This window comes from Gordonia sp. 852002-50816_SCH5313054-c, from assembly GCF_001665925.1.
Lineage (GTDB): Bacteria > Actinomycetota > Actinomycetes > Mycobacteriales > Mycobacteriaceae > Gordonia > Gordonia jacobaea.
Genome location: NZ_LZTE01000034.1, coordinates 177,286 through 197,232, shown reverse-complemented (window position 1 = coordinate 197,232; position 19,947 = coordinate 177,286). Strand labels below are relative to the sequence as shown.

Sequence of the window (19,947 nt, the reverse complement as noted above, 5' to 3'; positions counted from 1 at the left end):
GCCGGATACAGTGTTCGACGTGCTCGTCATCCTCCCGCCCTCGGAAACCAAGTCCGACGGGGGTTCCGGCGCCCCACTCGACCTCGACGCACTCTCGTTCACCGAACTCAATCCGGTCCGCAAACAGATCGCCGACGCCGTCGTCGACCTCGCTGGTGATCTCGACGCGAGCGTCAAGGCACTCGGCCTCGGCAAGACACAACTCGCCGAGGTCGACCGCAACGCCGACCTCTGGCTCTCCCCCACCCGCCCTGCCATCGAGCGCTACACCGGCGTGCTCTACGACGCCCTCGACCACCGATCACTGACCCGCGCGGGCAAGACGAAGGCGGCAGACCGCCTCGCGATCGGGTCGGCGCTGTTCGGGGTCATCCGGGCCGGCGACCGGATTCCCGCGTACCGCCTCTCGGGCGGATCCACACTGCCCGGCTTCGGCACACTCACCTCGGCGTGGAAACCAGCTCTCTCGAACGCGCTCGACGCCGTGGACGATTTCGTCGTCGACCTGCGCTCCGGGATCTACCAGCAGTTGGGCCCCGTCTCTGGCGCGGTGACCGCCACGGTGATGACAGAGGCGCCCGACGGCACCCGAAAAGTGGTGAGCCACTTCAACAAGCACTACAAGGGGTTGATGGCCCGCGAACTGGTACGGACGCGCCGAAACGCCCGTGACATCAACACCCTCGCCGCCGTGCTGTCAGACGCCGGGCAGCGCGTGGAGATCCCCCGACCCGACGAGATCGTCGTCCTGACCGACTGACACCGACCCCCATGACCTCTGCCGTCCCCGCGCACGAAATTCCCGACGTCGTCTTGTCGCATTCCGGCGGCGATCCGATCACGCCGGTCTGGCTCAACGATGTCGGTGGCGTCACCTATCAGCTCGGCGAAGGCCCGTCCGCCCGGTACCTGAAATGGCAGCCACCGACAGACGAGGTCTCCCTGAGCGCCGAAGCTCACCGACTCTTGTGGGCGGCGCGGTTCGTCGCGTGTCCCACCGTGCTCGACGCCGGATACGACGAGAGCGCCGAGTGGATGCTCACGGCCGCAGCGCCGGGGGATTCGGCGGTGTTCACACCGTGGCTCGAACACCCCGAGATCACCGTCCCAGCGGTCGGTCGAGGTCTTCGCCGCCTACACGACACGTTGCCCACCGACGCGTGTCCGTGGACGTGGTCGCCCGCCGAACGCATTTCCGACGCACGGTCGCGCGGCATCGACGTCCAACTCGAGGCCACAGATGCCCCCACGATCGACCGCGCGGTCGTGTGTCACGGCGACGCGTGCTGTCCCAACTTCCTGCTGTCAGACCCCGGACAGGTGACGGCGTACGTCGATCTGGGCAGTCTCGGCGTCGCAGATCGCTGGGCCGACATCGCCGTCGCAGCCATGAGTACGGAGTGGGACTACGGGCCCGGATGGGAACGACCGCTCGTCGAGGCGTACGGCGTCGACTTCGACGAGGAGCGAATGAGCTTCTACCAGCGTCTCTGGGACTCCACCTGAGACCTGATCAGTGGTCGCGGGTGTTCTGCGCGATGTCCGCGTCGAGTCCGGCGTCCGCGGCTTCTTGCGCGGCCTGCCCCTCGGCCACCTGCTCGGGGGTGAACCGCATGAACAACACGACGACCGCGGCAATCACCGCGATGCCCGCGCAGCACGCGAAGGCCAATCCGTAGCCGTTGGCCTGCGCGGCGAGTTGCGTGGCGTTCATCGTTTCCACGGGCGCAGTGGTGCCGCCGAGCGACAACGCGCGGGACGTCACGAGCGCGCCGACCGCGACCAACCCGATCGCACCGCCGAGGTTCTGGGCGACCTGCGCGAGCGCTGTGAGCGGCCCGATCTCATTCGGCCCGACGCCCGCGACAACCGAGAGCGTCAGCGGGATGACAGCGAAACCGACACCCACGCCGATCACCACGACAGGGATGAGGATGCTCGGGAAGTACGCGGGGGCCTTCGACGCGATCGACGCCGCGTACAGGCAACCGGCCAGAATGATTGCGCCGCCGCAGAGCACCAGCCACCGCGGCTGGACATGCAGCGCGAGCTTCGACGCGATCGCAGCGGCGATCCCGAGGCCGAACGCGAACGGCACGACCGCGAGACCACTCTGAACGGGGCTGTACTTCAGGATTCCCTGGAGGTACAGCGAGATGAAGACCGCCATACACATCATGATCATGCTGGCGAAGAAGATGGCGACCAGCGCGGCCACGCGACTCGTGTTGTCGAAGAGAACGAACGGCAAGATCGGGTTGCTGGCACGTCGCTCGACTATGACGAACGCAACAAGAGCAAGACCGCCGAGAATGAACGAGCCGATGACGATCGGACGGCCCCAACCGCTCGGACCCTCGTTCACCGCGAGCACCAGCAGCGAGCATCCCAGCGTCGCGAGCACGGCTCCCGGTAGGTCGAGGGACAATCGCACACCCTGGGATTCGCGCAGGACGAAGTACGCGCCGACAGCGACGAGCAGGCCGATCGGAACGTTGATCAGGAACACAAGACGCCAGGAGACCTGGGTCAGCACACCACCGAGGATCAGACCCGCGACAGAACCGATACCGGTCATCGCCGCGTAGATCGCGAACGCCTGACTGCGCGGTTTACCCGGCGCGAACGTTGTGGCTACCAGGGCCATCGCGGTCGGCGCTGCGACGGCCGCCGAAGCACCCTGCAGGGCACGTCCGACGATCAGGCTCGTCTCGTCCCAGGCCAGGCCACACAGCAGTGAGGTCACGGTGAAGGCCGCGACGCCGATCACGAACATGCGCTTGCGCCCGAAGGTGTCGCCGAGTCGACCACCGAGGAGCATCAACCCGCCGAAAGCCAGGACGTAGCTGCTGATGATCCAGTTCGCGCCGGACTCTGAGAGTTGCAGCGACTCGCGGATCTTCGGAAGCGCCAGCGCAGCGACGGTACCGTCGAGCACCATCAGCAGCTGCATTCCGGACAGCACAAGGATCGCGAGTCCGAACACCGGCCGGTACTGATTGGTGTCCGACGCCCCGGCCGCGAAATCCAGCCGGTGTGCTTGCCCAGGTGACGACGACATAGGCTTCGACGCTACCGCGCCCCTGCGCGTATGTGCCAATTCTCGTTGGCGGATAGGTTGTATGCCCACTCGGCTCGACGCAGCGCCCAGTCGACGGCCCGGCACCCTACCGTCGCGCTGATCGAGCCTCGTCCCCCGCTGATCGAGCCTCGTCCCCCGCTGATCGAGCTCTGTCGAGATCACCGAACGCCGCGACGGCATCGGCATCGTCGAATCCCGCGACGGCGCCGATCACGACGATCGCGGGCGGCTTGAGTCCTTCGCGCGCGGCGGTCTCGCCGGCGTGGGCGAGGTCGGTGCGGATGAGGCGTTGGGTCGGCAGCGATCCGTTCTCGATCATCGCGACCGGGGTGTCGCCGGGCTTGCCGCCTGCCAGGAGCGCGTCGGCGAAGACGTCGACACGTTCGACGGCCATCATCAGCACCAGCGTTCCGCGTAGCTGTGCGAGCACCGACCAGTCGATGAGCGAATCGGGGTGTCCGGGCCGGACGTGCCCCGAGGCGATCACGACCTCATGGGTGACGCCTCGATGCGTGACCGGGATGCCGGCAGAACTCGGCACGGAGATGGGGCTGGTGATGCCGGGGACCACGGTCACCGGAACCCCTGCGGCCACGCATGCCTGCAGCTCCTCGAAGCCGCGACCGTAGACATACGGATCGCCACCCTTGAACCGCACGACGAACTTGCCCTCCTTAGCTTTCGAAGTGAGGACGTCGTTGATGGCCTCCTGCTTCATCGCCCGCCCGTAGGGCACCTTGGCGGCATCGATGATCTCCACCTGCGGACCGAGCGAGGCCAACAGCTCAGGCGGCGCCAACCGATCCGCGACGACGACGTCGGCCGCCATCAGCAGTTTGAGTCCGCGCACGGTGATGAGGTCGGGGTCGCCCGGGCCACCTCCGACGAGCGCGACCCCCGGCGGGTGCGGCTGCTCGTCGACGTCGAGTGAGCCGTCGGCCAGTGCCCGCGAGATCGCGGCGCGCAAGGCCGCCGACAACCTGTGGTCGCCGCTCGCCAGCACCCCGAACTGCACGTCGCGGTGTCGCCCCGACGCCGGGGTGACAGCACTGCCCCACCGCGCTTCGTCGGCCCGCACACAGAACGTGTGTCGACGCTCCGCCTCGGCGACGACCGCTGCGTTCACATCGGGATCGTCGGTACACGCCATCGCGTACCACGCCCCGTCGAGATCGCCGTCGACATACGCACGCTTGTGCACGACGACCCCGGGAAACGACTCGACGGCGGGCGTCGGATCAATCGCGACGACCTCTACCCGCGCGCCGGCGGCCACAAGATTCGGAAGTCGACGCTGCGCAACCGACCCACCACCGACGACAACCACCTTTCGTCCGTGCAGATCGAGCCCGGCGAGATAGTGGACGTTGTCGCCACTCTTGTCGTTATTGCCACTGTCTTTATCGCCACCGGGTACCGCGGACGCATCGTCTGACATGGGTGCTGATCCTACCGACGAGACGCGCGTGCGTCCGGATCGCGACGGGTCGGCCCGCAAGAGGCGGACCGCACCCTCGCGATCGTCGAGGATCACCGATTCACGGGTTCACCAACTCAGAGCGGCAGCTCACCGACGCGTCGGACGTAAGACCACACGTCGGCGGCGGGCACCCCGAGCCGGTGCGCCGCGGACTGCAACAACGCGCCGAGGAGGATCGACGAGCAGTACTCCCCTGCAGCGGAATCCGGTGCGTGGGTGCGGATCTCATTCCACCGGGTCGGGTTGTGCAACGTGGCGGCCTCGGCCATCATGATCGCCTCGTCGAAGCCTTCGGGGACATCGCGCTGGTCGGGGGTCTCACGCTCGCACGCGCCGCAACACCCGTCACAATCCCGTGCCCCGGCGTCGTCCGCGGGCGAGATCGTCAGTGCCAGCCTGTTGTCGATCACGGTCACGCTCCTGCCCTCGCCTTCTTCGCCTCGCGTTCGAGTGCGCGTTCGCGGGCGCGCTCGAACTTCTCGACCTTGACGTTCATCTCTTCGAGGTAGTCGGCCAGTTTCTCCCGGTACATCTCACCGAGCGGCCCGAAGTCGTCGCGTTCGAAGATCCGCCACTTGCGCAGGACCGGCATGACGACCTCCGAAAGATGTTGCGGCAGATCGTAGATGCCGCCCTTGGCGATCAGCACCGCATTGCGCCGGAAGTTGGGCATCGTCGCGCCGGGCATCTGGAAGTTCGACACGATGCTGTAGATGGCGCACATCGCCTGATCGGGAACCAGGTCGAGGGCGCCCGCAACGACGTTGCGGTAGAAGAGCATGTGCAGGTTCTCGTCGGCGGCGACCCGCTGCAGCATGCGGTCGGCGATCGGGTCGCCGCATGCCTTGCCGGTGTTGCGGTGGCTCACGCGCGTCGCGAGTTCCTGGAAGCTGACGTAGCTGACCGCGAAGAGCATGTCGAAGCTGTGGTCACGCTGGCCGTCGTCCTCGGGCAGCGGATTGAAACCCGACGTCATGTGCGCCATGCGGGTCTCTTCGAGTTCCACCGGGTCGACGCCGCGGGTCACGACGAGGTAGTCGCGCATCACCGTCGAGTGACGCATCTCCTCGGCGGTCCAGCGCCCCACCCAGAAGCCCCAGGCGTCGTCGAGGGAGAAGTTCTCCGCGATCACCCGGTGATACGACGGCAGGTTGTCCTCGGTGAGCAGGTTGGTGATCATCGCGGCCTTCGCGACATCGGAGAGCTGCGACTGCTCCGGATCCCAGTCCACGCCGCCGAGAGCAGCGAAGTTACGCCCCTCGTCCCAGGGCACGTAGTCGTGTGGATGCCAGTCCTTGGTCATCTTCATGTGCCGCTCGACCTCGGTCTCGCACACGGGAAGCAACTCCCGCAGGAGATCCGAACCGGTCATTCCGGTGTCGCTGATTCCTGGCCCGATGAGGCTCGTCACTGTCTCTCCTCGCTCTCGTCGTCGACGCCGCGCGTAGCGGTGCGTCGTCCGGTTCCGCTCGGCCCGACCACCGACCTCCACCGACAGATATTCACTCTCGCGTGTGACGCAGGGGGCGTGAGTGAGACCAAAGTCCCGAGTGGATGGGGACCGACGTCGCGAACTCAACTTCGACCTGCGGTAATTTCGGTACATGCATTCCGAAGGTCAGCCGGCCCCCGCGGCGTCAGATCCCACGGCGTCGGACACCGCGCCGGACGAGTCGAGGGTGCGCGTCTTCCTCGTCGACGACCACGAGTTGGTGCGTCGAGGTCTCCGTGACCTGCTCAGCACGGCCGACGACATCGAGGTGGTCGGCGAGGCCGCGTCGGTCGGCGAGGGCCGCGTGGGCATCCTCGCCGCCAAGCCCGACGTCGCGGTCCTCGACGTCCGGCTCCCCGACGGCAACGGCGTCGAATTGTGCCGCGACGTGCGTGCCGCCGAACCCGAGATCCGATGCCTCATGCTCACCAGTTACGCCGACGACGACGCACTCCTCGCCGCGGTACTCGCGGGTGCGTCCGGCTTCGTGCTCAAGCAGATCCTCGGCCATAACCTCATCGCGGCCGTACGCACCGTCGGACGGGGCGGCTCGCTGCTCGACGACCGTTCGACCGCCGCACTGCTCGCCAAGCTGCGCGACGGCAAGAACAAGCCGTCCGACCCTCTCGCGGAGCTCACCCATCAGGAACGCGAGGTGTTCAACCTCATCGGCGACGGGCTGACGAACCGCCAGATCGCTCAGCGAATGTTCCTGGCGGAGAAGACGATCAAGAATTACGTCTCACGTATCCTCGCCAAGCTCGACATGCAGCGACGCACCCAGGTCGCGGTGATGGCCACCAAGATCCGCGACGGCAAGGCCTGAGCCGCTAGGTGAGCGGCACCGACCAGGTCAGCGTCGTCCCCGACGAACGGCCGGGCGCCACACGAGGATTGGTGACGACGGTGAAGGTGCCGTCGCATTCCTCTGCGCGGCGAGTGAGGTTCTCCAGACCGCGGTAGGTGACGTCGGTACTGATACCCACCCCGTCGTCGGTGATCTCGACCGACAGCACGTCGTCGGCGCTCACCGACACCGAGATGTGCTCGGCGTGCGCGTGGCGCAGCGCATTCGACAGTCCCTCGCGCAGCACGGCGTCGATGTGTGGCCCCAGCGCGTCGGGGACAACGGTGTCGACCGGGCCGTCGAATTGCACACTCGGCGCGATCGGCGCGTGGACCGAGAGTTCGGACACGATGTCGAGGACGCGGCGCCGCAACGTCGCGGTGTCGTGATGCCCGGGGACGGTCTGCAGGTCGAAGATCGAGGTGCGGATCTGCGCGATCGTGCGGTCGAGGTCGGTCATCACCTGTTCGAGCCGCTCGGCGCGCGCGGCGTCGTCGAATCGTACCGACGCACCGCTCCCGCCGGCCGCGAGCATCGTCTGGATCGACATGCCGATCGCGAACAGTCGCTGAATTACGTGGTCGTGCAGGTCGCGGGCAATTCTGTGACGGTCGGAGAGCACCTCGAGGTCGCGGGCGACCTGCTGCTGCTCCGCGTACACCATCGCCAACGACGCCACTTCGGAGACGCCGGCCAGGCCCGAGGCCTCCTCGGCCTCCCACACCGGCTCGTCGACATGTGTGATCACGATCCACCCGAAAGCCCCCGAGGCGCGCGCGAGCGGCTGCACCGTCGCCCAGCGAGCGCCCCGCCGGCCGAGGGCGGGCGAGAGATCGGCGATCGGCACGATCGACATCCCCGTCCCCGTCGGCGCCGAGAACTCCGCGGGATCGAACTCGATCGGCCCGCCCGTGTGTCCGCTGAGCACGATGTCGTCTCCGCTGTCGGTTTCGTCGCTCAAGATGAGGACGTCGGAGGCGCCGACCAGATCGGCCACGTCGGTACACATCCGAGACAGCGTGTCCTCCAACGCGATTCCCGAGAGCGGCTCGGAGCCGCGGCGCACCAGCACCTGCATCCACCGCTGCCTCGTGCGTGAGCTCTCGAACAACTGGGCATTGTCGACGGCGATCCCGGCGGCCACCGCGAGCACCGCGATCAGCGCTTCGTCGAGCGGCGAGAACTCGTCGGCGCCACGCTTCTCGGTCAGGTAGATGCGGCCGAAGTTGGAGCCACGGATGATGATCGGAGCACCGAGGAATGTCGTCATCGGCGGATGGTTCGCCGGAAAGCCCACCGACGCAGGGTGTTTCGCCAGGTCCGGAATGCGCAGGATGTGGGGGTCGTTGATCAGGACCCCCAGCACTCCCTTGCCGACCGGCAGCGACCCCATCGCAGACCGCTCGTCCGGAGTGATCCCCGTGTACACGAACTCCGACAGCCCACCGTCGGGACCGCGCACACCCAGCGCGCCGTAGCGAGCATCGACGACTCCGACAGCGACTTCGACGATCCGCTGGAGGGCTTCGTCGAGGTCGAGTCCCTGCCCGACGACAAGCACCGCCTCGAGGAGATCACGCAGGATCGCCGGATCGTCGACGCCGTGCTCACGCAGGATGTCGAGCACCTGCGCAACCTTGCTCTCCGCCATCACGTCTCCTTCGGCTCGCACGCGCGCACGAACCGCGCAATCGATGTCGGCACCGCCGCCGGGTGCACGTGCAGATACGACGCGTGGACATTCGACGTCGCCACGCCGTGCATTCCTGATGCGCCATGATGGTCACGCCACGCCCACGCAGGCGCCCCCGTATCGAGTTCGACGACGCTGCGGTGGAACTCGTGCCCGGTGACTCGTTCGCCCGGCCGATAGAGCACCGAATCTGTGACCGCCACGGCATCGCGATATCCGAGGGTGAGCGAGGGACCGAACCGACCGACCGCATCGATCACCCCGGTCATGCGATGCCCGTCGAGCTCTCGCGTGAGGTACAGCAGGCCTGCGCACTCCCCGTGGATGGGACCACCCGCGCGGTTCAGCGTCGCGATGTCTTCTCGCAGTTCATGATTGGCCGCCAGCTTGTCTGCGTGTTCCTCGGGGAATCCCCCTCCGACGACGAGTCCCGCTGCGCGCTCGGGCAGGCGGTCGACCAACGGATCGAACTCGACGACCTCCGCACCGGCCGCGCGTAACAGCTCCGCGTGCTCGGCGTACCCGAAGGTGAACGCAGCACCCGCAGCGATCGCGACGACAGGGCTACCAGAGTTGGGACGAGCAGAGTGGGGACGTGCGGATTGCGCGCCCATTCCCGCGTCTACGATGGCGTCGGCCGCCGACCACGGCTCCGACAGCGTGGCGCCCCCCGATTCCGCGAGCGCGACGATCGCCTCGAGATCCAGTGCTGCGCCGACCATTTCCGACATCGCGTCGACAGCTTCGACGGCCTCGACCGACCTCTCCGCGGCGGGAATCAGCCCCAGGTGGCGAGAGGGCACCTGAAGGCGCGAGTCGCGACGCAGCACCCCGAGCACGGGCATCCCGACTCGCGCACACGCCTGTCGCAGCACCGCCTCGTGTCGCGGGGAACCAACCCGATTGAGCACGACACCCGCGATCCGCACCGACGGTTCGTAGCCGACGAAGCCGTGCAGCAGCGCCGCGAGCGACTGACTGTGACCCGCGGCGTCGACGACAAGAACGACCGGCGCGTTCAGCAGTGCTGCGACGTGCGCGGTGGAGCCCGTGCCGATCGGGTCCGCGTCGGCGACGTCGTCGGCGGTGATCCTGCCGTCGAAGAGCCCCATGACGCCTTCCACCACCGCGATGTCGGCGTCGAGACTACCGGCCGCGAACAGCGGCCCGATCAGGTCGGCTCCGACCAGGTTGGGGTCGAGGTTGCGACCGACACGGCCCGCGGCGACCGCGTGATAGCCGGGATCGATGTAGTCGGGGCCGACTTTGAACGGCGCAACCCGGTGCCCGGCGCGGCGTAGCGCACCGATCAGCCCGGTGCTCACGGTGGTCTTGCCGCTACCCGACGACGGCGCGGCCACGACGACTGTGGGGATCGACGTCATGTCGCCCTCGCCACGCGGCTCACCACTCGATTCCCTTCTGGCCCTTGCGTCCCGCGTCCATCGGATGCGCGACCTTGCGCATCTCAGTCACCAGGTCGGCGGCGTCGATGAGTGCCTCGGGAGCACGACGTCCGGTAATGACCACGTGTTGGCGGCCGGGTCGGTCGACGAGTGTCCGCACCACGTCGTCGGTGTCGATCCATCCCCAGTCGAGGGGGTAGGTGAACTCGTCGAGCACGTAGAAGTCGTGCTGCTCGTCGGCGAGACGACGGGCGATCTCGGCCCACCCCGCACGCGCCGCTGCGGCGTGATCGTCGGCGACGTCGGCATTGGCGCGCAGCCACGACCATCCCTGGCCCATCTTGTGCCACTCGACGGGCCCGCCGATGCCCTGTTCGGTGTGGATCTCGCCGAGCGCGGCCATCGCCGACTCTTCTCCCACACGCCATTTCGCGCTCTTGACGAACTGGAAGACCGCCACGCGCAAACCCGCATTCCATGCGCGCATCGCCATCCCGAACGCCGCCGTCGACTTTCCTTTGCCGTCACCGGTGTGCACGGCCAGTACCGGCTGCTGTCGACGCTGCCGGGTGGTCAACCCGTCGTCGGGGACCGTCTGCGGAACACCCTGCGGCACAGTAACTCTCCCTATTCTCGCGCGGACTCGGATCAGGCGGCCGACGTGCGCGACTGACGCCGGTCGGTCGCGGGGGCCGACAACGCCGCCACCGACAGCTCGTCCATTCGCATCGTCTGCGCCCCGAGGCGCACGGCAAGATCCGCGGCGAGTCCGAGTCGAACCACGCCCTGCTCGCAGTCGACGACGACGCTGTCGATGCCATTGCGCCGAATACGCTGCGCCGCAACCGATGCGCGCCCGGCGGCGTCTGGTCCCGCGGTAGCCCGACCGTCGGTCAGCACCACGAGCAGCGGTCGACGTCGGGGATCGGCTCGTCGGGCGCGCTCGATGACCCGTTGCGCCTCGATCAGTCCCTCCGCCAACGGGGTTCGGCCACCGGTTCTGATGTCGGCGAGTCGCCGCACGGCGATATCGACCGATTTCGTCGGTGGCACAGCGAGTTCTGCACGCGATCCGCGCGCGACGATCACCGCGACCCGATCGCGCCGTGTGTACGAATCGCGCAGGAGGTCAACGCATAAGCGGCTCACGGCGCTCAGTCGCCTGCGTGCCGTCATCGACCCGCTGAGGTCGACGACGAACACCACCAGGTTGCCCTCCTGCCCGATGCGTTGTGCCCCACGCAGATCGACCGGTGCAACCGATAGCCGCTCGGGCGTCGTCGATATCTCAGTGGTGGCCACCGAACGCCGTGCGGCGCGCAGCACTGTCCCGAAGAGGTGGACCAGACCTCCCGGCGCGAAGTCGGTGTCGGACACGGTGTGCCCGCGACGGCTTCGTGCGCGTGACCGCTTACCCGGATCGCCGTCACCGACCCCGTCGGCCCGCAGGCGCCGCATGCGCACACCGGAACTCGACGCCGCGGTTCCGAACATCTGCCCGCGCGGCGGTTGCTGCGACTGTCCGGAGACGTCCTGCTCGACAGGCTCGTCGCTGGAATCCGGTTGCGGGACAGTGGGATCGGAGTCAGCAGGATTGAAGTCAGCGGAAGACTCGTCGCGTTGCTCGGGCGCGGGAGCACCGTCGGGCCCGTCCGGGTCCGGCTCCGGCTCTTCCGGAGGGCCCGCGGCGTCGTCGCCTGCCGAAAGCGCGTCGTCGAGTTGCTGCTCGGACATGCCCGACTCGTCGAAGGGATCTCGTCGTCGACGGTGTGGCAGAGCGAGTTCGACGCCGACGCGCACATCTTCCTCGGTCACCGACGTGGCTCCGCGCAGTGCCGCGTGTGCGGCCGCGGTGCGGGCGACGACGATATCGCCGCGTAGCCCGTCGACGTCGAGGTGTGCGCAGATGCCTGCGATGCGTCGTAGTTCTCGCTCGCTGATCTCGACGTCTCCCACGGTTGCGCGAGCGGCGGCGATCCGGTCCGAGAGTGCCCGTTCGTCGTCGGCATAGCGTTCGACGAAGCGATCGGGATCTGCGTCGAAGTCCATCCGGCGTCGAATGACCTCGACGCGGTCGTCGACCTCGCGCGCCGCGGTGACGTCGACGGCCAGCCCGAAACGGTCGAGCAGCTGCGGACGTAGTTCTCCCTCTTCGGGATTCATCGTTCCGACGAGCACGAAGTCGGCGGCCTGGGTATGTGAGACGCCGTCGCGCTCGATGGTCACCCGCCCACTGGCCGCGGCGTCGAGCAGCACGTCGACGAGGTGGTCGGCGAGGAGATTGACCTCGTCGATGTAGAGCACTCCCCCGTCGGCACGGGCAAGCAGGCCAGGCGTGAACACCGCCTCGCCGTCGCGCAGTACGGCCGTCAGATCCAACGAGCCGACGACGCGATCCTCGGTGGCACCGATGGGGAGTTCGACGACTCTGCCCGCCGACGACGCGCTGACACCCTCGTGTGCCGTGCCCTCATGGGCGATCAGTGGTCCGAGTCCGCGCACGATGGTCGATTTCGCTGTCCCCTTCTCGCCGCGGATCAGCACACCGCCGATACCCGGCGACACCGCACACAGGATCAACGCCAACTTCAGCCGCTCCTGCCCGACAACCGCGCTGAACGGATACCGGGCGGGTGTGGCGGCGGTGCTCGCCGGAGCGGCGACAGCGTGCCTGCCGCTCATGAGCGCGTGCTTCTGGCAGGTCGGATCATCGAGACGTGCGGGATGCCGTCCTCGAGGTACTCCTCGCTGTCGACGACGAAACCGAACTTCGCGTACATGTCGATGAGATAGCTCTGCGCCTCGATACGGCACGGATGCTCACCGACCTCGGCGAGCGCTGTCTCGATGAGACGCGCGGTCATGCCCTCGCCTCTGCGAGACCGGTCGGTGCACACGCGCCCGATCCGATACATCTCGCCGTCACCAGGCGCCCCGGAATCCTCGAGGAGCCGCAACGTCGCGACCACACGCCCCTCGTCGTCGGACACCCAGAGCTGGCGGGTGGCGGGTTCGAGATCCCGACCGTCGAGCTCCGGGTACGGACAGGACTGCTCGACGACGAACACATCCACCCGCAATCGCAGGATGTTGTACAGCGTCTCGACGTCGAGGTCGGCTGTGAAGCTGCGATGAAGCTGCCCAGAGGTCATGGTGTCGTGACTATCACACCGACAGCACGCACGTCACAACTCAGCCTGCCGGCGCGGGCTCGACGTCGGCGTCGGCCGGAGCGTCGACGGTGTTGCGACGCAGTTCGAGACTGTTGCTGGTCCAATCCCAGACCTGGTGGAACAGGTCGGCGTTGTCGGAGAGCTTCTTACCGAACGACGGAATCATCTCGGTCAGCTTCGGCGTCCAGCGCTCGAAGTCGGCCGGGAAGCACTGTTCGAGAACCGAGAGCATCGCCGGAACTGCCGTCGACGCACCGGGCGACGCTCCGAGGAGGCCTGCGAGTGTGCCGTCTCCGGCGGCGACGACCGCCGTGCCGAACTCGAGCTTTCCGCCGACACCGTCTTTGTTCTTACGGATGACCTGCACGCGCTGACCCGCGGTGATGAGCTCCCAATCCTCGCCCAAGGCGCGGGGAACGAACTCACGCAGGGTGTCGACGCGGTCGGCGGGACTCGCGGCGAGTTCGCCGATGAGGTACTTGAGCAGACCGAACTCCTGCGGTGCGATGGAGAGCATGGGCAGCACGTTTCCGGGCTTGACCGTGCTCAGCAGGTCCGTCATCTTGCCGCTCTTGAGGAACTTCGGCGACCATCCGGCGTACGGACCGAACAGCAGGCCCTGGCGATGATTGATGACACGGGTGTCGAGGTGTGGCACCGACATCGGCGGCGCGCCGACGGCAGCCTGGCCGTACACCTTGGCGTGGTGCTCCTCGATGAGCTCGGGGTTGTTGCAGCGGAAGAACTCGCCCGAGACCGGGAATCCGCCGAAGCCCTTGGCTTCCTTGATGCCGGACTTCTGCAGCAGGTGCAGCGCACCGCCGCCCGCGCCGACGAACACGAACTTGGCGTGGACGGTCCACTTCTCGCCGGTACGGACGTTGCGCACCTTGACGATCCAGCTTCCGTCGGACTGCTTGTCCAGGTTGGTCACGGAGTGACCGAAGTAGATGTCGCCACCCTTGCCCACGAAATTGAGGAGCTTCTGGGTGAGCGAACCGAAGTCGACGTCGGTGCCCTCGGTGAACCAGTTCAACGCGACCGGGTCGGAGAAGTCACGTCCCTGCGACATCAGCGGGAGGCGCGCACTGAATTCGCTCGGATCGGTGATGTACTCCATGCCCTCGAAGAGAACTTCTTTCGAGAGCGCGTCGTAGCGCTTACGGAGATAGTCGACGCCCGCGTCACCGTGGGTGAAGCTGACGTGCGGAATCGGATTGATGAACTCCGAGGGGCGGGAGATGATGTCGTTGTCGACCGCGTAGGCCCAGAACTGTCGAGAGACCTGGAACTGCTCATTGATGGCGATCGCCTTGGTGGTGTCGACGCCACCATCCGCAGTCTTCGGTGTGTAGTTGAGCTCGCACAACGCCGAATGGCCGGTGCCCGCGTTGTTCCACGGGTCACTGCTCTCCGCGGCCGCGGCATCGAGCCGTTCGAAGAGGCTGATGGTCCAATCAGGCTGCACCTGCCGCAGCAGCGCACCAAGGGTGGCACTCATGATGCCTGCACCCACGAGCGCAACGTCCGTCTTGATCACCGATTCAGACAACTCGGACCCCACTTCAGACTCCACTCGACAACACTGTCTTGTGTTGCGGAGGACGAATCTTCGTCCACGTCGACCATTGTTCCCCATGAGTGTGTAGCCGCCCGAATCGCCTCCGCCAAGTGTGGGCCGGATGACACTTGCGTGCCTACCTCGGATGCGCCTTTACAGTGGAAATCGTGACTGTGTCCCCAGAGTCGACTAGTCAGCAGTCGACCTCCTCGGTGCAAGATGATCCCACCGACCGCGATTCCGGTTGGCAACCCGACGGCTTCCTCGACCACTACGAGGTACGGACCTTCGACCTCGGCCCCGACCCGGATGGCGAGGACCCGATCACCGCAACCCTGGTTCGCAAACCCACCGCACCGGCGGCCGCAACCAATGGCGCGGTGCTCTACGTCCACGGATTCACCGACTACTTCTTTCACGAGCCCCTCGCCGATCACTTCCACGACCGCGGGTACGCGTTCTACGCGCTGGATCTACGCAAATGTGGACGTTCGCTGCTCGACGGGCAGACGCCCCACTTCGTCCGCGACCTGGCTGCCTACGATCTCGAGCTCGGGCTCGCACTCGATGCCATCGCCGACGACTTCACCGCCGACACACCGGTACTGATCGCCGCCCACTCGACGGGTGGATTGATCACCCCGCTGTGGCTCGATCGTCTACGCACCGCATCGCCGGAGCGCCACGCGCGCGTGTCGGGGCTGCTGCTCAACAGCCCGTGGCTCGACCTGCAGGGCAAGCCCGTGCTGCGCTCGTATCCGGTGACGATGGTCGTCAAAGGCCTTGCGGCCGTGCGCCCCTTCGAGACGCTCACCCGCGAACTCTCCGCGGCCTACGGCGAGAGCCTGCATGTCGACTCCCACGGAGAGTGGGCCTACGACCTCACGAAGAAGCCACTCGGCGGCTTTCCGGTCACGTTCGGATTCCTCAACGCGGTCCGCTCGGGCCAGCGCCACCTCCATCACGGCATCGATGTGGGCGTACCGACACTCGTGTTGCGCTCGGACGCAACGAAGTTCGCCAAGAGTTACTCGCCTGCGGTCGACGCGGCCGATGTCGTACTCGACGTCACGCAGATCGCGCGGTGGAGCGGCAGTCTTGGCGGTCACGTCACGATCGCGCCCATCGCCGGTGCACGCCACGACGTATTCCTGTCCGTCGAGTCGGCGCGCACACAGGCATACTCCGAGGTCGATCGGTGGCTCGACACCGTCGTCGACCCGTCGCCAGCGAGGAGCGCATCATGACCGCAACTTCCGACACCCGATCCGCTACGCAGACAGTCGATCTCGCGATCATCGGAAGCGGCAGCGGCAACTCGATTCCCGACGACCGCTTCGCCGACAAGCAGATCGCCATCTTCGAAGAGGGCATCTACGGCGGGACCTGCCTGAATGTCGGCTGCATCCCGACGAAGATGTTCGTCTATCCGGCCGAGGTCGCCGACATCGCCTCCGACGGTGACCGTTTCGGCGTTCATTCCCGGGTCGACGGCGTCGACTGGCCCGCGATTCGCGACAGGGTGTTCGGCCGGATCGATCCCATCTCGACCGGCGGCCTGCAGTACCGCGAACTCGAATGCGAGAACATCACCGTCTACGCCTCCCACGTCGAATTCGACGGACGCGACGACGACGGGCTCTACCGGCTCGTCACCGCCGACGCTCTGGTGCTCGCCCGCGAGGTTGTTATCGCAGCGGGTTCGCGCCCGGTGATACCGGCAGGGATCGCCGAATCGGGCGTGACCTATCACACCAACAACGACGTGATGCGACTCCCCGACCTTCCGCGCCGCATGATCATCCTCGGAAGTGGTTACATCGCAGCCGAATTCGCACACGTCTTCGGCTCACTCGGCACACAGGTCACGATTCTGGCGCGCGGTCCGCGGCTGCTCCGCAAGCTCGACACCGAGTTGTCGACGCGGTTCACCGACATCGCGAGCGGCAAGTGGGACGTTCGGCTCGAGCGCGACCTGGTCTCCGCCGAGAATCTTGCAGACGGCGGGATCCGACTCACCCTCGGCGACGACGAGATCGTCGAAGCCGACGTCCTTCTCGTGGCGACCGGGCGCGTATCCAACGGAGACCGCCTCGGCATCGACACGATCGGCCTCGACCTGACCGACGACGGCCGCGTCGAGGTGGATTCCCACGGCCGCACCGGTGCGCGTGGAGTGTGGGCACTCGGCGACGTGAGTTCGCCGTTCCAGCTCAAGCACGTGGCCAATCACGAGGAGCGGGTGGTGGCCGACAATCTGCTCAAGGGTTGGGACGCAACAGATCTCGACACCTTCCAGCACGACGTCGTGCCCGCTGCGGTGTTCACCCACCCGCAGGTCGCTGCGGTGGGCTTGACCGAGTTCGAAGCGCGCGACGGCGGCCACAACATCGCGGTCAAGGTGCAGGAGTTCGGCGACGTCGCTTACGGCTGGGCGATGGAGGACACGACCGGCGCATGCAAGGTCATCGCCGACCGGGAGACCCACCGACTACTCGGAGTCCACATCATCGGCCCGCAGGCACCGACGCTGATTCAGCCTGCAATCCAGGCGATGAGCTTCGGCCTCGGCGTCGAAGAGATGGCGCGCGGGCAGTACTGGATTCACCCGGCCATGCCGGAGGTTCTGGAGAACGCTCTGCTCGGGTTGGAGTTCTGACCCGCACCTGGCGCGCAGCGTCCCGCTCAGAACACCACCGAGCGCAGCGAGGTTTGTCAGAACACCGCTGAGCGCAGCGCTATCTCGCTGGCCAACTCCTTCGCGGCCTTCTGCGGAATCCAGTGGTCGATGCCGGACAGTTCACAGAACCGGTAGTCGCCGTAGACGTAGCGCCCACTCCCCTCGGCCTGCGCCCGACCGAGCGCGGTGTCGCCGTCGCTCCACACCAGGGTGGTGGGGATTTCGATCGGTGGGCACGAGAGGGTCGCGGCGACGTCGCCGGTGAAGTTGGCGCGGTACCAGTTGAGTCCTGCCGTCAACGCCCCCGGTTCGCGCAGCGGAGCCAATTCCTCGGCCGTCACACCTGCGCGACGCAGCAGCACCCCGTCGCGCGCCAGGAGCATCTCCTCGGCACCCTCGGCGATGAAATCCTTGATGTACGCCGACTTCTCGCGCTGATCGTCGACGGCGTCCGGGTCTTTGATCGCATCACGCATCGCCGACGGATGGCCCGTGCTCGCCACAACCAGGCCGGTGAACCGGTCGGGGTGCTTACCTGCGAGGTGCCAGGCGACGATTCCACCCCAGTCGTGACCGACGAGAATCGCGTACGGCACGTCGAGCGCATCGAGTACGCCGAGTGCGTCGTCGACGAGTGCCTCGAGCCGGTAGGCCTCGACCCCCTCGGGACGCGCCCCCGGGCTGTAGCCGCGCTGGTCGACCTGGATGGTGCGCAGGCCGGACTCGTGCAGGCGGTTGGCGACGTCGTCGTAGCAGGAGCTGTTCACCGGGAACCCGTGCAACAGCAGCACCCAGGGGCCGCGGTCAGGACCGCCGACGCGAACGTCGAAGGTCAGGTCGCCGACTGTGATCTCGCGCCGCTCAGTTTCCACTCCACCAACCCTAGCGGCGGGATCGCCGCTGAATCAGCGGGTTGAGCCGGGTCACAGGTTGCAAATCTCACTACTCACCGATGCGTCGGCAACCACTCACCGGTTCTCGCCCAGGTAGTGGGCTATCGTCGGCGCCCGTCGCGGTGCGCCGCTGCCGATGATGTCGCAGATCGCGGCCATGTCGAGGTGTGCTGTCACCAGGTCTGCCATCAGATCGAGTTGCCTGCCCCGGATCGCGGCGACGTCTGTGTCGCCTGCCGGTTCAAAGTGTTTACCCGCGACGGCAGCGACCTCACGCAGGTAACGGCGCCTGAACTCGTTCGACGCCAGCAGTCCGTGCCAGTGCGTGCCCCATATCGCGTCCCGGCGGGCACCCTCCGGACCCTGCTCGTCGTCGTCTATCCACGACGCTTCCGACGAGTCGACGACCCTACCGTGGTGGATCTCGTACCCGGCGACCTCGACGCCGTCGACGACGCCGGTCGTCGTGCGCAGCACCTTCTCCGGCTCGAATCGCACGTCGACGTCGAGCAGACCGAGACCGTCGACAACGGCCCCACCAGAGGATTCGACCGAGTCGACGATCCGTCTGCCCAACATCTGGAAGCCGCCGCAGATACCGAGGATCGCGCCGTGCCGCGCCGCGCGTTCGGTCAACGCGACGTCGAGGCCGCGTTCACGAAGCCACGCGAGATCGGCCACGGTTGCGCGGGTTCCCGGCACGACGACCAGGTCTGCGGCGCGTACCGACGCCGGGTCGGCGACCCAGGTGACATCGACACCCGGCTCGCAGGCGAGTGCCTCGACGTCGGTGGAGTTCGAGATACGTGGCAACCGGATGGCTGCCACCGACAGCCGCTCGGACGCGCCCTGGCCTGTTCTGAACGCACCGGCGGCTTCCGGCGGGCCGACACGGCGCCCCACCGGCGCGGCCAGCGAGTCCTCGGCGTCGATCCACAGGTCGTCGACATACGGGAGCACGCCGAGGGTCGGGCGACCGGTCAGCGCGCCGAGGGTGTGCAGGCCCGGGTCGAGGATCGTCTGGTCGCCACGGAACTTGTTGATGACGTACCCGGCGACCAACGCCTGGTCGGCAGGTTCGAGGATCGCGGTGGTGCCGAACAGGTGCGCGAGCGATCCGCCGCGGTCGATATCGGAGACGAGGATCACCGGAAGGTCTGCCGATCGCGCGAGACCCATGTTGGCGATGTCGGAGGCGCGGAGGTTGATCTCGGCGACCGATCCTGCGCCTTCGCAGATGACGACGTCGAATTCTGCACGCAGAGAGGCGAGTTCGTCGGCGACCACCTCGCGCAGCTCCGCACGGCGGGTGAGGTAGTCCCGCGCACCCACATCGCCGGCAGGCCTGCCGCGGACCACGACGTGCGAACGTCGGTCACTGCCCGGTTTCAGCAGCACCGGGTTGAATCGTGTCGACGGCGGGAGTCCGCACGCTGTGGCCTGTAACGCCTGCGCACGACCGATCTCACCGCCATCGAGCGTGACGACCGAATTGTTGGACATGTTCTGCGCCTTGAACGGCGCGACCCGCACACCCTCGCGCACGAGTGCCCGACACAATCCGGCGACGACGAGGCTCTTACCCGCGTCAGAACTCGTACCCCCGACGAGGAGCGCTCCGCGTAAGTCCGTCACCGGCT

The 19,947-nt window shown here is 66.9% G+C and carries 17 protein-coding genes; 5 read left to right on the top strand and 12 right to left on the bottom strand.

The window, feature by feature from the left end; genetic code table 11:
- The first annotated feature begins 19 nt into the window (after window positions 1-19).
- Window positions 20-760 (top strand): peroxide stress protein YaaA, encoded by a 741-nt coding sequence (gene yaaA / locus A5788_RS06930; RefSeq protein ID WP_064869919.1) that lies wholly within the window; start codon window positions 20-22, stop codon window positions 758-760.
- Between the two features lie 11 nt (window positions 761-771).
- Window positions 772-1,506 (top strand): aminoglycoside 3'-phosphotransferase, encoded by a 735-nt coding sequence (locus tag A5788_RS06925; RefSeq protein ID WP_064869881.1) that lies wholly within the window; start codon window positions 772-774, stop codon window positions 1,504-1,506.
- A 7-nt stretch (window positions 1,507-1,513) separates the two neighbouring features.
- Here A5788_RS06925 and A5788_RS06920 read toward each other — a convergent pair whose 3' ends face one another.
- The 4 genes from A5788_RS06920 to A5788_RS06905 all read right to left on the bottom strand — a co-directional run bounded on the left by A5788_RS06920 (window position 1,514) and on the right by A5788_RS06905 (window position 5,973).
- Window positions 1,514-3,061, bottom strand: coding sequence for an MFS transporter (locus tag A5788_RS06920; RefSeq protein WP_064869880.1), 1,548 nt, complete (start codon window positions 3,059-3,061; stop codon window positions 1,514-1,516).
- 106 nt (window positions 3,062-3,167) lie between these two features.
- Complete coding sequence (gene cobA, locus A5788_RS06915; RefSeq protein ID WP_064869918.1) at window positions 3,168-4,520, bottom strand: uroporphyrinogen-III C-methyltransferase; 1,353 nt, start codon at window positions 4,518-4,520, stop codon at window positions 3,168-3,170.
- A gap of 116 nt (window positions 4,521-4,636) precedes the next feature.
- Window positions 4,637-4,978, bottom strand: coding sequence for a hypothetical protein (locus A5788_RS06910; RefSeq protein ID WP_082937950.1), 342 nt, complete (start codon window positions 4,976-4,978; stop codon window positions 4,637-4,639).
- Entirely contained in the window at window positions 4,975-5,973 is a 999-nt protein-coding gene (locus A5788_RS06905; RefSeq protein ID WP_064869879.1) for an acyl-ACP desaturase, read from the bottom strand. Before A5788_RS06905 ends, A5788_RS06910 begins: the two co-directional genes overlap by 4 nt.
- A gap of 193 nt (window positions 5,974-6,166) precedes the next feature.
- Here A5788_RS06905 and A5788_RS06900 point away from each other — a divergent pair, with 193 nt between their 5' ends.
- Window positions 6,167-6,880 (top strand): response regulator, encoded by a 714-nt coding sequence (locus A5788_RS06900; RefSeq protein ID WP_049697114.1) that lies wholly within the window; start codon window positions 6,167-6,169, stop codon window positions 6,878-6,880.
- A 4-nt stretch (window positions 6,881-6,884) separates the two neighbouring features.
- Here the strand turns inward: A5788_RS06900 and A5788_RS06895 are convergent, their stop codons facing one another.
- Genes A5788_RS06895 through mqo form a run of 6 tightly spaced genes read right to left on the bottom strand, consistent with a single transcriptional unit; the run spans window position 6,885 to window position 14,725 of the window.
- On the bottom strand, window positions 6,885-8,552 hold the full coding sequence (locus tag A5788_RS06895; protein WP_064869917.1) for a GAF domain-containing sensor histidine kinase: 1,668 nt from the start codon (window positions 8,550-8,552) through the stop codon (window positions 6,885-6,887).
- Window positions 8,552-9,979 carry a cobyrinate a,c-diamide synthase gene (locus A5788_RS06890; protein WP_064869878.1) on the bottom strand — a complete coding sequence of 476 codons (1,428 nt, stop codon included), beginning with the start codon at window positions 9,977-9,979 and terminating at the stop codon, window positions 8,552-8,554. The genes A5788_RS06895 and A5788_RS06890 overlap by 1 nt, the downstream gene beginning before the upstream one ends.
- A 19-nt stretch (window positions 9,980-9,998) precedes the next feature.
- On the bottom strand, window positions 9,999-10,616 hold the full coding sequence (gene cobO / locus A5788_RS06885) for a cob(I)yrinic acid a,c-diamide adenosyltransferase (RefSeq protein ID WP_064869877.1): 618 nt from the start codon (window positions 10,614-10,616) through the stop codon (window positions 9,999-10,001).
- A gap of 32 nt (window positions 10,617-10,648) precedes the next feature.
- Window positions 10,649-12,682, bottom strand: a complete 2,034-nt coding sequence (locus A5788_RS06880; protein ID WP_064869876.1) for a VWA domain-containing protein — start codon at window positions 12,680-12,682, stop codon at window positions 10,649-10,651.
- Complete coding sequence (locus tag A5788_RS06875; protein ID WP_064869875.1) at window positions 12,679-13,152, bottom strand: GNAT family N-acetyltransferase; 474 nt, start codon at window positions 13,150-13,152, stop codon at window positions 12,679-12,681. Before A5788_RS06875 ends, A5788_RS06880 begins: the two co-directional genes overlap by 4 nt.
- A 40-nt stretch (window positions 13,153-13,192) precedes the next feature.
- Complete coding sequence (gene mqo, locus A5788_RS06870; RefSeq protein WP_049697463.1) at window positions 13,193-14,725, bottom strand: malate dehydrogenase (quinone); 1,533 nt, start codon at window positions 14,723-14,725, stop codon at window positions 13,193-13,195.
- A 221-nt stretch (window positions 14,726-14,946) separates the two neighbouring features.
- Here mqo and A5788_RS06865 point away from each other — a divergent pair, with 221 nt between their 5' ends.
- Both A5788_RS06865 and A5788_RS06860 read left to right on the top strand, forming a co-directional pair.
- Entirely contained in the window at window positions 14,947-15,981 is a 1,035-nt protein-coding gene (locus A5788_RS06865) for an alpha/beta hydrolase (RefSeq protein ID WP_064869874.1), read from the top strand.
- On the top strand, window positions 15,978-17,393 hold the full coding sequence (locus tag A5788_RS06860) for a mycothione reductase (RefSeq protein ID WP_064869873.1): 1,416 nt from the start codon (window positions 15,978-15,980) through the stop codon (window positions 17,391-17,393). The genes A5788_RS06865 and A5788_RS06860 overlap by 4 nt, the downstream gene beginning before the upstream one ends.
- Window positions 17,394-17,449: 56 nt before the next feature.
- Here A5788_RS06860 and A5788_RS06855 read toward each other — a convergent pair whose 3' ends face one another.
- Together A5788_RS06855 and A5788_RS06850 are read right to left on the bottom strand one after the other, a co-directional pair.
- Window positions 17,450-18,286: an alpha/beta fold hydrolase gene (locus A5788_RS06855; RefSeq protein WP_082937949.1), complete on the bottom strand. Its 837-nt coding sequence runs from the start codon at window positions 18,284-18,286 to the stop codon at window positions 17,450-17,452.
- A 96-nt stretch (window positions 18,287-18,382) separates the two neighbouring features.
- Complete coding sequence (locus A5788_RS06850) at window positions 18,383-19,942, bottom strand: cobyric acid synthase (RefSeq protein ID WP_064869872.1); 1,560 nt, start codon at window positions 19,940-19,942, stop codon at window positions 18,383-18,385.
- Between the last annotated feature and the right edge of the window lie 5 nt (window positions 19,943-19,947).